Consider the following 15952-nt stretch of genomic DNA (forward strand, 5'->3'; position numbering starts at 1 on the left):
GATGTCATCTTCAGCTTATACGCCGAGTATTGATGATCTGAGTCGTGCCTTAGGCTGGTACGGCAAACTGCCTGCTGCCGGTGATTTTGTGCGGCGACGTCTTAGTTCAGAATTAGTGAATTGGTGGCATCGGTGGTTGGAGTTGGGTTTGCCTAGTGTTAAAGAGGGTGCTGCTAAGCAAAGCCTGTTTTTTCATGCACCGATTTGGAATTTTGCGCTGCCTGCCAGTCATGGTTGTGATGTGGTGCAGCTTGGTTGTGTTGCGCCTAGTCGCGATCGGGTCGGCAGACTCTATCCTTTATTAGTTAGCTTATATGTGCCACCGAGCTATTTTGAGCCACAGCTTATTGCAGGTTCTGCACGATTTTATCAGCAAATTGGTAAGTCCTTATTACAAGCTGTGTCCTTGGGCTGTTCGGTGGAGCAATTCGATCGTAGTCTGGCGGATATCAGTTTAACCATGACGGCCATGCTGAAGCGTCATAGCGCAGTAGCTACCCCATCCTGTGGTGATGATATTTTGTCCATTTTAAATGAGGGGCATAGCACAGCGCCGACTGAGCAGCTAGAGGAAGAGGGTTCTTCCTGGCCCAATTTAGCGAATTTTTTCGAGCCCCAAGGTAGCAACAGTTATTGGTGGACCAATCAGGCAACGGGTGCGGCTTTGCGTGCACAAGTGCATGGTGGTTCACCGAATGCCGCCTTATTTAAAACGCTTTTTCTTGCTTAACTAGTTTAATTTTAAAAGATTGAGATTATGTTGATTAATGTACAAGTGTCCCAAGCCCTTAGTCAGGTGCCTGCGACTTGGAAACCCTTACGGCAAACCGCATTGTGGACTGATAAGGTCAGTCTTGGAGACTTGCAAGACTTACTGGCAGATTTACGCTTAGGACTGAGTCAACTACATCAGCAAAATCGCTATTATGGGCTATGGTCTTTAGATACGATCTTTCAAGATGGAAGTGGGCGCTTTCATCTGTTGCCGGGGGTTAGTCAGCAGCTAAGCAAAGAGCTTGATCAGCAACCCTTATTACCCGTGTGTGCAGCGTTTGAGCAATTTACCGAGGATGCGGCTTGGCCTTTAGGTGAACATACGGATGTGTATGGTTTGGCGACCTTAATGCGTTTTTTAATTTTAAAAACGCAACCGTTAAGTGCGATTAATCGCTTAGTTAATGAGCAAGAACGTTTGACCAACTTGGGCCTGGAAGATCGCTTTAATCGACAATATTTACGTGCCATTGATATGGCGACGGCGATTGAAATTAAGGATCGTATCAGCACCATTGATGAGTTTAGTGAGTTACTTGGTTTGCCACCGCTGCAACATGCCCCGGGGCTACGCACACAAGTAATCACAGAAGCGCCGCTGTCCGCTACTACTGCCTCAGTGGTGGCGACGCCAACGCCAGTGCAGGAGGTTGCAGTTGCCCCGCTGGGTGATCTAAGGTCAGATGAGACCGTAAGCGATGTGCCGGCGGCAGCGCTAACACAAGACAGCGCATCAGAGCAAGCAACCGTGCTTGAGCCAAGCGCTCGACAGGAAGCGGACACTGCTCAGGCTCAGCCGCTTGAGGAGGCGCCGCTGATGGAGCAGACTCAGTCTGCCGATCTAGTCACAAGCGCAGCAGAGGCAGAGGATGCCTCCATCGGTCTAGAGGAATTAGGTATGGGAGGGGCTCCGCTAACTGCTGTGCCACCCGCTGAAGCAGCAACGCAACAGTCCACGACGGCTGAGGGGTCTAGCTCAGCAGAGCCAAGAGAAAGCAGTGCGATGACGAGTGATACAGCCACAGCCACCACGGCGACGAGCAGTGTGTCACCGTTAACGCCTACATCAGCCACGACCCCAGCAGAGGAAGTGGGCACCAGTGCGGATGCTGAGGGATCAACAACAGCACCGGATGAGCCTTTTGACTCCTTAAAAGCGCAGAAGCAATCATTGCAAAAACGTCCTCAAAAATCCTCAAAACTATTGATCTATCCGGCGGCGGCGATTGCCTTAGTTGTGATTCTAAGTACGCTCTTTTATTTATTGTTTAGTAAAGATAGTGAGCAACAACAAGAGGCGATAGAAGCGCAAATTGCACAAATGCAAGAAGCAGCTGAAGCTCAGGCAGAGCAAGCAAGACAAGCGGCATTAGCCCAAGCTGAAGCAGTTAGCGGCGCTGTAAACACACAAGTAGCACAAACCGAACAGAGCATGCAAGGCACCATGGAATCGCTATCGACGGCAGCACCTACGCCGCAGCTGGAGCAAGCAAATCAAGCGCCGGCTCCTAACGTAGAAACCGCAGTACAGGAGGAAGCGCTTAGTGATAGCGAAGAGCCGTCGCCAGCGTCTTCGGATGCCACCTTGTTAAGCAGTTTGGTGACAGCGCCTGCGGAGGAAAAGGAGACGACAGAAGCTACAGCGAGCGAATCAGAAGCTACAGTGGCAGGTGTAGAGCAGACGCCATCTGCAGCTGTATCCGAGGAGGCGCTGGTGCGGGACGAAGCCGCCGCAAGCGCCACCACCGCCACATCAAGCGTGACAGAAGCACAAAATCAGCCAACGGAGTCGCCTGCAACAAGTACGCTGGGCAACGATAATGCAATGGCTGCACAGGATGCTGAGCGTCAGCAGCAGCAAGCCTTGGAGCGTGAGGCTGAGGAACGTCGTCTGGCGGCTGAAAAAGAGCGTGAAGAACGACAAGAGCGGTTGCGTTTAGAGCAGGAGGAAAAAGAACGTCAGCGCCTACAGGCACAAGTGCAGGCGGATAAGGAAAGACGTGAGCGTCAACAGGCCATGGGCACCTTAAACTTAGATATTCGCCCTTGGGGTAATGTCAGTATCAATGGTCGCGGCTATGGTGCTAGTCCACCGCGTAATAGCATACGCCTAGCGCCAGGTACTTATAGCGTGGTCGTGACCAATGGTGATTTGCCGGCATATCGTACCAGCGTCACGATTCAATCGGGTGGCCGTACTACCATCAGCCATCATTTTGAATAGCGGGCTGTCATGTCAATGTCATATGGTCGTCATATTAAGTTAATAATCAAAAGTTAAGATCGTCGATTATGGTAACGTTTGAAGAAATTGCCGGTTCTTTTAGTAATGAAAATTGCGGTGAGAACTTAGAGTATAGCCAAGAGTTTTTGGCCTTGACGCGCTCCTTGGAGTATAAGCCTGAGCAGCAGTTCGGTGACACCATTATTGAAGCGGAGTCACCCGAGTGGAATCAAGCAGAGCGCCAAGCCTTAGCACTGTGCGCCAAAACATGTGATGTACGGGTATTGGAGATGCTGGTACGCACATGGGCGGCACAACATGGCTTGCCGGGCTATGCCAATGGCTTGGAAATCGTGTTTAAGGCCATTAGTGCGTTTTGGGATGGAATTCACCCGCCTTTGGTTGAGGATGACGGTTATGAGGATCCATTGCCCAGAATTAATGCGCTTAATGCCTTGGTGACCGTTGATGGTGTGTTAGGTATTTTACGCTCTGCACCGATTTTAAGTGGCACCTATGGTCAGCTCAGCTTGCGCGAGGCGGAGCAGGTTATTGATGGCTCAAAAACGGATTTTCCGGGTGGTCGCGGTCGTTTAGCAGAGATGCTGAGCCAAGCCAAAATTACTGATGAGGCTGAGATCAATGCCCTTTATCAGGCGCACAGCTGGTTGCGGCAGATTGAGGAGCTGGTGCTTGAAAAGCTAGACCATGAATGGCGTCCCGAATTTAATCAAGCCCTTCAGTTGTTCGACGTCATTATGAACGTCGTTGGCAATCCACAGCCCGCCAGCACTGAAGCTAGCTCAGCGCCTGAGGAATCGAGCAGTGCGCAACATGCGGGCGAGTCGAGCCATCAAGCTAGCCAACTTAGCAAAGTAGAAGCAATTAAGGAGGTATCTTGGAAAGAGCTCAGTATCAGTACGCGAGCCGATGCCATCTTAGCTTTGGAAAAGGTCTGTAGTTACTTTGAAGTGCATGAGCCCAGTCATCCAGCGCCTTTTTTAATCCGTCGAGTCCAACAAACCATACCGTTGAACTTTTACGACATGATCAAAAACTTGGTGCGGGCAGTCATGAGCAGTTCGATATTTGGTTAGCAAAAACAGAGGATAACGACGAATAATTATCGTCATCATAGCAACATCGTTTAGGTTTAAAGATTAGTTTTTTGGAGGATTTACATGCAACGTAAAAAAACCGCAAGCGGTCAGAAGTTTATCTCACGTAACCGCGCCCCACGAGTACAAATTGAGTATGACGTTGAAATTTACGGGGCTGAACGTACTATCCAATTGCCTTTTGTTATGGCGGTAATGGCTGACTTGGCAGGTAAATCAGAAGTACCTAGGACCGATGTGAGTGAGCGTCAATTTATGGAGATTAGCATCGATAATTTTGACGATCGCATGAAATCCATTAAACCACGTGTTGCGATGCAGGTTGAAAACACCTTAACTGGTGATGGTATTTTAAATGTGGATATGACCTTTGAAAGCATGGAGGACTTTAATCCAGCCAATGTGGCGCGTAAGATTGAGCCCCTAGCAGAGCTACTCGAAGCGCGTACGGAATTAGCTAATTTACTGACCTATATGGACGGTAAAATCGGTGCTGAAGAGCTGATTAACCAGGTTTTACAAAATCCGACCTTATTAAAATCATTAGCCGCTGCACCAAATACAACAGCAGAAAAAACCACCACGGATGATGAGAACTAGGAGATAGTGGGATGAGTACAAGTTCTTTAAAAGATGTTGAAATGCAACAACAGCTTGGTGCAGAGGATGGTCTGGCATCGCTGTTACAAAAAGAGTTTAAACCTAAAACCGATGAGGCGCGTGACGCTGTACAAAATGCGGTTAAAACCCTAGCTCAGCAGGCCTTGGAAAATACGGTCACGCTAACATCTGACGCCTATTCGACAATTCAAGAAATTATTGCTGAGATTGATAGAAAGCTGAGCGAGCAGATTAATAAAATCCTGCATCATCAAGAGTTTCAGGCACTCGAAGGCGCTTGGCGTGGCTTACATTATTTGGTTAATAACACAGAGACCGATGAGCTCTTGAAAATCCGCTTTATGGATATTTCTAAAAAGGAGTTAGGCCGTACCTTAAAGCGTTTTAAGGGTGCTGCTTGGGACCAAAGCCCTATCTTCAAGCGTATTTATGAGGAGGAGTACGGTCAATTTGGTGGTGAGCCTATTGGTTGTATTGTCGGTGATTACCATTTTGATCACAGCCCACAAGATGTTGAACTATTGGGTGAAATGGCTAAGATCGGTGCAGCGGCGCATTGTCCTTTTATTTCTGGGGCCGCACCATCGGTGATGCAAATGGACTCATGGCAAGAGCTCTCTAATCCGCGTGACTTAAGCAAGATTTTCAGTAATACCGAGTATGCCGCTTGGCGTAGTTTAAGAGAATCTGACGATGCGCGTTATCTTGGTTTAACCATGCCACGCTTTTTGGCGCGCTTACCTTATGGTGCACGTACGAACCCCGTGGATGAGTTTGATTTTGAAGAAGCGGTGGATGGTGCCAATCACGACCACTACACGTGGGCTAACTCCGCTTATGCGATGGCTGCCAATATCAACCGTTCATTTAAGGAGTACGGATGGTGTACTTCTATCCGCGGGGTTGAGTCCGGTGGTGCGGTAGATGGTTTACCGGCACACACCTTCCCGACCGATGATGGTGGGGTGGATATGAAATGTCCTACTGAAATTGCCATTAGTGACCGTCGTGAAGCAGAATTGGCTAAAAACGGTTTTATGCCATTAGTACATCGCAAAAACTCGGATTTTGCTGCCTTTATCGGTGCCCAATCGTTACAAAAGCCAGCCGAGTACGATGATCAGGATGCAACAGCCAATGCCCGTTTAGCGGCTCGTTTACCGTATTTATTTGCTTGTTGCCGTTTTGCTCACTATTTGAAGTGTATTGTGCGCGATAAGGTGGGTTCATTTACCGACCGTGACGATATGGAGCGTTGGTTAAATAACTGGATTATGAACTATGTGGATGGTGACCCGGTTAACTCCTCACAAGAGACCAAGGCGCGTAAGCCATTAGCGGCGGCTGAGGTGCAAGTGACTGAGCTACCCGATAATCCCGGTTACTATGCAGCTAAGTTCTTCTTGCGCCCACACTATCAACTAGAGGGTTTAACGGTGTCCTTGCGCTTAGTGTCTAAGTTACCTTCGTTAAAAGACAGTGAGAAGTAATTAGGAAATCATGATGAAAGCAGCCTTAAGCACTCAGCTTTTTAAGACACATTCGATTGATGAGGTGCTTGCAGAGATCAAAAATGCGGTGCGTAAAAAGCCGGATAATGCGGATCTACGTGCCCAGTTGTTTCAAGTATTAGCCCTCAAAGGCGACTGGCAACGGGCCGTTGATCAGCTCAAACTCAGTGCCGAAATGAATCCGCAAGCGCAACCGGTAGCGATGATTTATATCAATGCCATGAATGCGGAGAGCGAAAGAGCAAAGGTGTTTGCAGGCGAGGCGATGCCAGCGGTTTTTGGCACGCCGCCTGAGTGGTTTGCCTTATTGACCCAAGCATTACAAGAAGACAATCCGGACCAAGCGGCTGCCTTTAGGCAACAAGCCTTAGACATGGCGCCCATGATTGGCGGTGTGCTAACAAGGCATGATAATAGCGAGCAGACGCAGGCGTTTGAGTGGTTGTGCGATGGGGATGGACGCTTAGGTCCCTTACTTGAATTTATGAGTAATGGCCGTTATGGTTGGATTCCGTTTGAGGCGATTGCCAGTCTGCGTTTGATTCAAGCACAAGGGCTTAGCGATTTGCTGTGGGTGCAAACTGAGGTATTGATGCTGGATGGCCGCTCACATGTGGGTCTGGTGCCTGCACGCTATCCTGCTCAGCTCGATTATGCTAGTCAGACCGATGCCTTAAACTTAGTAGCGCGTACTGAGTGGATTGCCTTATCTGAAACTATTTATCAGGGTCTGGGCCAAAAAATGCTGATGAGTGATAGCAACGAGTACGGTCTATTGGAAATTGCTGAGATTCGTTTTGATGCAGGCAATTAAGTGTTAAGCGCCCATGGATAGTGAGTTTTTAGAATACTATAATCGCGAATTGAATTATATTCGCGAGGCTGGCAGGGAGTTTGCCGCGCAATATCCCAAAATCGCTGGTCGGCTAGGGATGCAGGGCATTGAGGTTTCTGACCCCTATGTTGAACGGCTATTGGAGGGTTTTAGCTTTTTAACTGCACGCATTCATATGAAAATGGATGCCGAGTTTCCGCAGTTTACGCAAAATCTATTAGAGGTGCTACACCCACATTACGTGGCACCTACGCCCTCTATGTCGGTAGTGCAATTTCATCCAGACACTAAGCGGGGTAATCTAAATCAAGGCTTTAAGGTCAAACGGGGTACGGTGTTACGCGCACGCCTGAACGATGATAAGGAGCTTCGTTTTACGGTGGGGCAAGCGCAAGAATTGCGTCCGCTCACTTTGGAAGAAGCAGAAATCAGTGGTGTGCCGGTTGATTTACCGCTTAAGCGCATGGGTTTTAACGGGCGCAATCAGCCGGTGGTGATGAGCTCCTTGCGTATGCGCTTTAAGGTGGAGGGTGGCGCCACCCTGAGTGGCTTGCAGGACTTTGATAAGCTGAGCTTTTTTCTAAATGGCAATGATATGATTACCCATCAATTGCTGGAATTGATCATGGCGCATACCCTTGCGGTAGTGTGTCATGATGATGCACGACCAATGCGATGGATGAATCGTTTGGATAAAAGCGCAGTGAAGCATGAAGGCTTTGACTCAGAGCAGTCGATGCTGCCATTAGATCCGCGCGTGTTTCACGGTTATCGTATTTTGCATGAGTACTTTGCCTTTCCTCAACGCTTTATGTTTTTCAGTATCAATAACTTACTAAAAGGCCTAAAGCTACCAGAGGAGTTGATTCAAGACAAGGATAATAAGCACTTTGAAATCACATTTTTGTTTGATCAGAGTTTTTATGATTTAGAGGCTAATGTTTCAGCTGAAAACTTTTTGCTGAATTGTGCACCTATTATCAATTTATTTCCTTATAAAGCAAATCGCATCGCCGTGACGCCTAATTTACATGAATATCATGTGGTGCCAGAGCGCGCCAAGCCCATGGATTATGAGGTCTATAGTGTGGATCGGGTGGAGGCTATGCGTGCGGGTCAAGGTGGTAGTCAGCCATTTAAAGAGATGTTTAGAGCTTTAGGTGCTGATAGTGATGAGCAGCATGGCTATTTCTCGGTGCGACGAGAAGAGCGCCAACTATCGGATACGGCGCAGCGCTCCGGTACCCGTACTTCGTATATCGGCAGCGAGGTTTTTATCAGCCTATCTGACCCCAAACAGCCACCCTTTGACCAAGAGATTGAGGCCTTGTCGCTGAACTTAAGTTGTACCAATCGCGATTTGCCCTTGTTATTAAGAGCGGGTGATAAGATTGATTTTCGCTTTAGCGAGTTTATGCCTACACAGGGCCTGAGTTTATTACGTGATCCTTCTAAACCGCGACCGGCCTTGGCGCGTGGCGCCTATGCTTGGCGCTTGCTTAGTCATTTAAATTTAAATTATTCCAGCTTGATGGATTTAGATGAGGAGCAAGGTGCGGCAGCCTTGCGTGAGTTATTGCGTATTTATGCCAATGTGGCTGATAGCGGTATTAGCAAGCAGATTAACGGTATTCGTAAGGTCTCGATTACCCCAATGCACCACCGTATACCAATGCCAGGGCCGATATTATATGGGCGCGGTGTAAAAATAGAGCTTGAGTTAGATGAGCTGGCCTTTTCAGGTATCAGCCCGTATTTATTAGGCGCGGTGTTAGAGCAGTTCTTTGCCCGTCATGTCTCAATTAATTTAATGACGGAGTTGGTTTTAAAAACCCTGCAGCGCGGTGAAATCGCCCGTTGGCAACCGCGTATGGGTGCTAGACCAGTGGCCTAAGTGCTGGTGCCACGATGCTTAAAATACGCTAGGACAAATTAAGGGATTTTTGTGCGTTGATGCGCCATTTGTTTATATACTAGCTAAATGGATAATGCAAAGCACAAATTAGTCATGCTATGGCGTTTTAGCGTCTTACTGCTGTTAGTACTTAATCTCTTATTGGCATGTCAAAACCAAAGCGCAATTCGCTTGCTGTATCAAGCAAGCGAGGCGACGGCTGAGTCGGTGGAGGTGAGGGAGGCCGCAGCGCAGTCCGTATTAACGGGACGTGTGGTCAAAGTCTCAGATGGGGATAGCATCACCTTGCTAGACATGAATCATAAGCAGCATCGGGTGCGTTTATCACAAATTGATGCGCCGGAGCAGAAACAGCCCTTTTCCCGTGTGGCCAAGGAGGCCTTAGCTGATTTGATTGCGACGAAGGAAGTACGGCTGCAGATTGAGGGTAGGGATCGCTATCAACGCTTATTAGCCGAGGTTTTTATTGGTGATACTAATGTCAATTTGTATATGGTCAGACAGGGCTATGCTTGGGCCTATACCCGGTATGTGAGGGATAATCAGTACCTTGAAGCACAGCAAGCTGCGCAGCACGAAAGACTTGGGCTGTGGCGTGATGCTAATCCTTTGGCGCCTTGGGAGTACAGGCGGCAACAGCGTAAGTAGCATGATCCTTTAAGTTTAATTTTTTTTTTAAGAGAGGTGAGTAATGGCTAAGTCAACAATTAAAAAACCCGTCATCATCCTGGTGATACTGGCGTTGATTGCCGTGGGCGCTTGGTTCTTTATACAAAAAACTGCCACTAATCGAGTCGAAGAGGAAGTGCAGCAATTTTTAGTGCAGCATGAGCTACAAGATAGACTGAGCTACGCCAAATTAGAGGCCAGTCCTAGTGGCACGGTCACGCTGCACAAGGTAACTTTATTGGACGATGAGGGTGAGCTGTTACTCAGTGCGGATGAAGTCAAGTTAAATCGTTTCAAGGAGGAGCAAGATTTTCAGGAGGTCGATTTTACGATTAAAAACATCGTGGATGTGAGTGGTGAGCTGTTCCAGGAGGAGTTAAATGCGCTGTTCGCAGAAATTGATAAGCCCGCACCACAGCATCTTGATGTGGCTTCTTACTATAAATTGGACGGCGCAGCTGGGGAGGTGACGCTTAAATCAAGTGTGCTGATTCCGGATTTTCTAGAAGTGGGGGGCATGTTAAATTTGGCTAATCCTGCCGCTGTGTTAGATCTATCAAATTACTTAGCGGCTAATCCTGATGTAGAGGAAATGACCCCTGAATTGATGAGCTTATTAGCTAAAATCACGCTTAAGGATCTGAGCTTAGAGTTGAAGGATAAAGGTGGTGTACCGTCGCTGATGCAGCTCGTTGAAAAGCAGCAATTAGCTGATGAGCAAGCCACGCTGACAGCATCAGAGCGCGAGCAAATGGTGCAAATGAAGCTGGCGCAGGCTAAGCAGGAGTGTATTAATACAGCTGGCCTTGCGATGGTGGTCGATGATCTTGAAAGTGCATGCACTAAGTTATTCGATTTTTTAAGCAATCAACGTTCTGATATCAAATTTAAGGCGAGCGTGGTGAAGCCAATCAGCGTTGAAGAGTTTATGATGTTGTCCTTGATGGGGGCGATGCGTCCTGAGCAATTCTTTAATGAGTATCAACCAAGCATTGTGATTGAGTAATTCATCACTGCTGCTTGAGCTTTGTGCTCAGGTCGCAAGGTAGGCGGTTGAACTTTAAGATGGCGTACGGTCTAACTAGCATCGCTGTTATTGATAGGAATCGTCGTGATGAGAGGATTGACTTGTTATCGTATGCACGCTGCCTTAGCGCTTAGCACAATGATCGTGCTAGCTGCTTTGAGCTCCTTGGTGTTTGCTGCTACAGCAGAGGAGCCGCCCTCACTGACTGATGAGGCTACTCAGAGCGAGACTCAAGCGCAAGAGCAAGCGCAAGCACCGGATTACGCCGTGTTGCAGAAGTTACGAGATTTTGATCCGGACATCGTGGATGTGAGTCCTGCCTCGGCAAGGAGTTATCAGCAGGTTTTCAAAGATGAGGTCTTAGCCTATTGCATCAGTACGGCTTATCATGAGAGTGCAGAGGTAGCAGCCGATGCGCTGTATACGGCCGCTGCATTGCATAGTTGGAGTCGCTATGAGTTGGCAGCGATGTTGAGCCAGGTGCCACCCCTAGTTAGCCGCTATTTAGAAAGGCCGTATCGCGCGGCTAGTCGTACCTCAGACGAGCCAGAGATGGGGGCTGAGAGCGAGCAGCTAATGCCTCAAGCGCCGAGCGAGCAAGCGAAATTACAGCTACTCAAGTGCCTCGATCTCTATCATAGTGCGGAGTTGGAGGAGCTGGCGCAGGCCCATGTGATTGATCCCAGTCGCAGCTATGCCGAAGATCATGCGGTCATACCGTAGCTCAAGCGGTCGAGGTGCTGATAACGCACTATCCATCACCGCTTGCTTGCTCGCCCTCACCGGGTGAGCGCTGGCTATTTAGCGACAATGGCACCCTGTGCTTGATTGGCATCTAAAATTTGCTGTACTTCACCACTGGCTTTCACTTGCTGTACGAATTGATTGAGATAGTCCGCCGCTAAATCACCGCGTTGTTTAGCGACCCCCATCGCCTGAGGAATTTCCATAAAATGACCGGGTAAAATGCGTACTGCGCTACCAACACGTGCCGCATCTAATTCCAGCTGTTGCTTTACGCCGGCGGCGACTTCGTAGCCATGAGCCAAGAAATGATCAACCACCTCTTGAGAACTGGCGGCACGGATAATTTCAGCATGCTTTAAGCTTCGGCTTAGATGTAAATCATAGGCACTACCTTGACCGACCACCACCCGCTTGCCTTTATGATCGACCTCCTCAATGCTTTGAATCGATGAGTGTTGAGGCACCATATAGCCACCCTGAATCACAACATAGGGTTGGGTGAAGCTAACTAACTCGGCACGCTCCGGATCAATGGCAAAAAAACCGATATCGGCATTGCCGGTGGCGATATAGTTAACCGCCTCCGCGGCCTTTTTAACCGGAATTAACTTCAACGGTAGACCTAATTGCAAGGCAAATTTCTTTGCCAAATCAACCGATACACCACGTACCACTTCATGCTCCGTGCCTGGCTTTGCGAGAATGGCATTGCCCAGATTAATCACAGCGCGAAGTTCACCGGTGGGAGCGAAAATCTTTTTTAAATCGAGTTGGTCCTGCATTATCCTCTCCTCTAAAGATTAAATTTAAGCGATAGCTTAGCAGCACGTTTGCTTAGCGTCTTAGCCAAGCCTTAGCGGGGTACATAGGCTTTAGTGTATACGAATTAACTGACCGTTTGTTAGTTGATAAATTTTATCCACCGCGTTTGGCGGTAGTGTTGCATGGGTCAACAAAATCACCGAACGACCTTGTGTGGCATGGATTAAATCATGCAAAAAGGCTTGCTCTGCTGCCCGGTCTAAGCTTTGTGTCGGCTCATCTAAGGCTAGGATTTGAGCCGGTGATAGCAGGGCTCTAGCCAAACATAAACGGCGCGCTTGACCGGCTGAGAGGGTACGACCGCCTTCACCGGTCCAGCTATCCAAACCCTCAGGCAACTGACGCACAAAATCGCCTAAGCGGGCGTTATCCAAGGCCTGCCATAAGCTGTCGTCATCGGCATCTGGCTTGGCAATTAATAAATTACTGCGGATGGTACCTAAAAATACCGGTGCATCTTGACTTAAAAATGCAATGCGTTGATGTAGTTGTGCAAGTGGTGCTTGACGAATATCAAGGCCACCGTAACTGATGCTACCGGCATCTGGGTCATCAAAGCGCAAGAGTAGATTTAAAAGGGTTGATTTGCCAGCGCCGCTTTTACCGATAATCGCAATACGCTCAGCCTTGACTAGTGTGAAGGAAATGCCTTTTAAAACTTCTGGTCCTTTGGCAAGACCATCAGCCGTGGGATAAGCATAGAGCACTTCATTAAAAAGCAAGCTACCGGCTAGCGGCAAGTCCTGCGTCTGCTCGCTATCGACGATGTTGGCTTGGCTGTGGCTTAAGGCATCAATACGTTTGGCAGCGGCAGCCGCACTACCTAGGCGTGAAGCCCCTCGCATAATGGGCGCAAAGACCTCAAACACACCCAAGACGGCTAAAACCAAGCCAGCCCATACGGGTCCTGTCAGCTGCCCTTGACGTAGCCCGTCAATCCCAAAGTACAGCATGCCTACAAGGCTTAGACCAGCGAGTAATTGCACTACGGCTTTGCCATTGGCTGCTAAAAACGATTGCTGTTGACGTGCTAGTGCCACCGCGAGACATTGCTTGGCAAAGGCTTGTTGCGCTTGTTGGTGGGCACCAAGCGCAATTAAGTCGGCGTGAGCCGTGACCGTGTGTACGCTGGTATCACGTAGCGCAGCGACATTTTCTTGTACGATTGCACCAGGTTGCTGGGCTTTTTTGGCCAAGTAAAGTGGCACGATAACAGTGCCTAGCAATAAACAAAGCGCCAGTAAGAGGGCTGCTGCTGGTAGATAGGCAGCGACAACGATGGATAAAATAAAGCCGATCACTAAGCCCGTAATAATCGGTGCCACGGCAAATAAATACACGGTATCAAGCGCGTCCACATCACCGGTTAGACGAGCAATGAGATCGCCGTCTTTATACTTGGCTAATTGTGCCGCATCCAGGGTTAATAAACGTCTAAATACACTACCGCGCAAATCAGCCAGGAGGCGTAGGGTGGCATCATGGCCTATGACACGCTCCACATAGCGACTTAAAATACGTATAAAGGAGAGGCCGCGTACCAAGGCTGAAGGCGCAAATAAATTAAAGGTCTGCCAAGCGGCCACCAGTGCAGCACCGGTTAAGAACCAACCGGCCACACCGAGTAAGCCTACGCCCGCAGCCAGCGTCATCAGGCTTAGCAGTAGCGCTAATACGAGTGCGCCAGCTCGTTGTTTATATAAGGGGGCTAGTACACGCCAAATGGCTTTCATAGGTGCATCTCCTGCAAGAGCCTGCGTTTATCTAGCGGCACCAGTGTTTGATCTTGTAGACAGAAGACGCTATCAGCCCTCAGCGCTACCACCGGGTCATGCGTTACCATTAAGAGACTGCGGCCCTTGGCAAAATGCATTAAATTATCCAAGACCATATCACGCGTGCTCGCATCCAAATTGGAGGTCGGTTCATCTAATAAAATCACTGAGGGATTCGCGAGAAATAAGCGTGCTAAGGCCAAGCGTTGTAATTGACCGCCAGAGAGACCATAGCCGCGGGTAGCGATAGTTGAATTGAGCCCGGCGGGTAATTCAGCGATGACATCCTCCATTGCTGCTAGCTGCACTGCCTGTGCTAAGGCCTTATCATCAGCTTGTGCTGAGGCTAAGCGTAGATTGTCGGCAATGCTGCCAGCAAAAACATAGGGGTGTTGGCCGATTAGCATTAAATGCTGCCGTAGTTGTGCCTTCGACCAGGAGGATAGCGGTAGCCCAGCTAAATTAATGCTGCCGTCAGCCGGACGGAGGGCAGCCAGCGTTTCGAGAAGCGAGCTTTTGCCGATGCCACTTGCGCCCATGATGGCAATGGATTGGCCCTTTTTTAGGGTAAAGGATAAATCCTTAATCAGTAACTGCTCACGTCCTGGTATGGGAATATTCAAGGCCGTTGCGCTTAAGGCACTATCATGGTCGGCTGAGTCAGGTGTTGTGCTTAGCGCATCAGCCTCAATCGTTGCACGCTCAGTGCTCTCCCTGTGCGCTGCCGTGGGGGCTGTAAAATCTGCACTTAAGCGACCAATTAGCTGATGCATTTCAGCCACGGCAGCACGGGCATTGGCTCGATCGTGATAATGTGCGGCAAATTGCCGGAGGGGGTTATAGACTTCGGGTGCCATTAATAGGCAAAACATCCCAGCCTGTAGCGTTAAGACACTTGCGCCACGCAAGTTAATAAATTCTAAATACGTTAGACCGATATATAAAGCGGTACCTGCAACCCCGAGGGCAGCAAAAAACTCTAAGGTGGCAGAAGATAAAAAGGCCAAGCGTAGTACAGCCATGGTTTTATTGCGTAACAGCTCGCTTGCTTCAACGACACGATTTGCTTCGGCCTCGGCCTGACCATATAGTTTGAAGGTGGAAAGACCACGTAGCCGATCCGCAAAAAAACCGGACAGGCGCGTAAAAGCCTCTAAATGTCGTCGACTTGCCGCCTCTGCACCCCAGCCCACTAAGGCCATAAACAAAGGAATTAAAGGGGCGGTAAGTAATAATAACAAGCCTGCAACCCAGTCCACAGGCAAGACAAAGAGGGCAAAAACGATGGGCAAAAAAGTGCCAGCAATCAGTGCTGGCAGGTAGTGTGCAAAATAGCCGTCAAAGGCCTCGACCTGCTCCACCAACACACCGGCGATAGCACCAGAGGCTTGTTGGCGACTCCATGCGGGACTGCGACTTAGGATATCGGCAAAGAGTGATTGACGGACCAGGGCTTTGATTTTTTCTGAGGCTTTGATGCCAGCACGCTCACCTTGCCAAGTGATGAAGGTGCGCGTGACTAGCAATAGCAGAATCAGCGCAATATCCAATAGCAGCGCTTCTTTAGCCAAGCCTTGCACGATGGCTTTATCTAACACACCAGCTAACAGCCAGGCTTGAATTAGCAGCAAGAGACCTGAAAGGACTGGCGCCATAATGGCAAGGCTTAAATAGCCCTTGGCCTGTTTTGCCAGTCCCCCTAAGTAACGTGATTGCTCACGTGGTAATTTTAATAGGGTCGCGGCCGGATCGTGCTCGGCTTTTGCCATACTTAGTTGCGCTTATCTAGTGAGGAAGCCAGCATGGGATCATCCATTTTGTCCTCATGCAGCTCATACCATAGACCCACTGCCACAGCAATGCCACAAGCCAGTGAGGTACCAAGCATCCAGGTTAAATACCACATAATTAACT

Annotated in this window: 14 protein-coding genes; 10 read left to right on the top strand and 4 right to left on the bottom strand. The window is 48.9% G+C overall.

Annotated elements, in window-relative coordinates; genetic code table 11:
- Window position 1: 1 nt before the first annotated feature.
- The 10 genes from tagF (at window position 2) to HMPREF3179_RS10460 (ending at window position 11417) form a co-directional block, all read left to right on the top strand.
- Entirely contained in the window at window positions 2-730 is a 729-nt protein-coding gene (gene tagF, locus HMPREF3179_RS10415) for a type VI secretion system-associated protein TagF (RefSeq protein WP_070471106.1), read from the top strand.
- A gap of 27 nt (window positions 731-757) precedes the next feature.
- On the top strand, window positions 758-2998 hold the full coding sequence (locus tag HMPREF3179_RS10420; RefSeq protein ID WP_070471108.1) for a hypothetical protein: 2241 nt from the start codon (window positions 758-760) through the stop codon (window positions 2996-2998).
- Between the two features lie 68 nt (window positions 2999-3066).
- Window positions 3067-4095, top strand: a complete 1029-nt coding sequence (tssA, locus tag HMPREF3179_RS10425; RefSeq protein WP_246824448.1) for a type VI secretion system protein TssA — start codon at window positions 3067-3069, stop codon at window positions 4093-4095.
- Between the two features lie 84 nt (window positions 4096-4179).
- Window positions 4180-4716 carry a type VI secretion system contractile sheath small subunit gene (gene tssB, locus HMPREF3179_RS10430; protein WP_070471110.1) on the top strand — a complete coding sequence of 179 codons (537 nt, stop codon included), beginning with the start codon at window positions 4180-4182 and terminating at the stop codon, window positions 4714-4716.
- An 11-nt stretch (window positions 4717-4727) separates the two neighbouring features.
- A complete protein-coding gene (gene tssC, locus HMPREF3179_RS10435; RefSeq protein WP_070471112.1) occupies window positions 4728-6227 on the top strand; it encodes a type VI secretion system contractile sheath large subunit in 1500 nt (499 codons plus the stop codon).
- 10 nt (window positions 6228-6237) lie between these two features.
- On the top strand, window positions 6238-7062 hold the full coding sequence (locus HMPREF3179_RS10440; RefSeq protein WP_244912555.1) for a type VI secretion system accessory protein TagJ: 825 nt from the start codon (window positions 6238-6240) through the stop codon (window positions 7060-7062).
- Window positions 7063-7075: 13 nt separating this feature from the next.
- The gene (gene tssF, locus HMPREF3179_RS10445) at window positions 7076-8977 is read left to right on the top strand and encodes a type VI secretion system baseplate subunit TssF (RefSeq protein WP_070471115.1); all 1902 of its coding nucleotides are present in this window, start codon (window positions 7076-7078) and stop codon (window positions 8975-8977) included.
- Window positions 8978-9091: 114 nt separating this feature from the next.
- Window positions 9092-9646, top strand: a complete 555-nt coding sequence (locus HMPREF3179_RS10450; protein WP_246824450.1) for a thermonuclease family protein — start codon at window positions 9092-9094, stop codon at window positions 9644-9646.
- Between the two features lie 43 nt (window positions 9647-9689).
- On the top strand, window positions 9690-10673 hold the full coding sequence (locus HMPREF3179_RS10455) for a hypothetical protein (protein WP_070471117.1): 984 nt from the start codon (window positions 9690-9692) through the stop codon (window positions 10671-10673).
- A 108-nt stretch (window positions 10674-10781) separates the two neighbouring features.
- The gene (locus HMPREF3179_RS10460) at window positions 10782-11417 is read left to right on the top strand and encodes a T6SS amidase immunity protein Tai4 family protein (RefSeq protein ID WP_083290754.1); all 636 of its coding nucleotides are present in this window, start codon (window positions 10782-10784) and stop codon (window positions 11415-11417) included.
- Window positions 11418-11491: 74 nt separating this feature from the next.
- Here the strand turns inward: HMPREF3179_RS10460 and HMPREF3179_RS10465 are convergent, their stop codons facing one another.
- The 4 genes from HMPREF3179_RS10465 to cydX all read right to left on the bottom strand — a co-directional run bounded on the left by HMPREF3179_RS10465 (window position 11492) and on the right by cydX (window position 15944).
- Window positions 11492-12223 carry a transporter substrate-binding domain-containing protein gene (locus HMPREF3179_RS10465; protein WP_070471120.1) on the bottom strand — a complete coding sequence of 244 codons (732 nt, stop codon included), beginning with the start codon at window positions 12221-12223 and terminating at the stop codon, window positions 11492-11494.
- Window positions 12224-12313: 90 nt separating this feature from the next.
- Window positions 12314-13996, bottom strand: a complete 1683-nt coding sequence (gene cydC / locus HMPREF3179_RS10470; protein WP_070471122.1) for a thiol reductant ABC exporter subunit CydC — start codon at window positions 13994-13996, stop codon at window positions 12314-12316.
- Window positions 13993-15807, bottom strand: coding sequence for a thiol reductant ABC exporter subunit CydD (gene cydD, locus HMPREF3179_RS10475; RefSeq protein ID WP_070471123.1), 1815 nt, complete (start codon window positions 15805-15807; stop codon window positions 13993-13995). Before cydD ends, cydC begins: the two co-directional genes overlap by 4 nt.
- Before the next feature lie 2 nt (window positions 15808-15809).
- Window positions 15810-15944 carry a cytochrome bd-I oxidase subunit CydX gene (cydX, locus tag HMPREF3179_RS10480; protein WP_070471125.1) on the bottom strand — a complete coding sequence of 45 codons (135 nt, stop codon included), beginning with the start codon at window positions 15942-15944 and terminating at the stop codon, window positions 15810-15812.
- Between the last annotated feature and the right edge of the window lie 8 nt (window positions 15945-15952).

It is taken from the genome of Oligella sp. HMSC09E12 (assembly GCF_001808505.1).
GTDB classification, from domain to species: Bacteria; Pseudomonadota; Gammaproteobacteria; order Burkholderiales; family Burkholderiaceae_B; genus Oligella; species Oligella urethralis.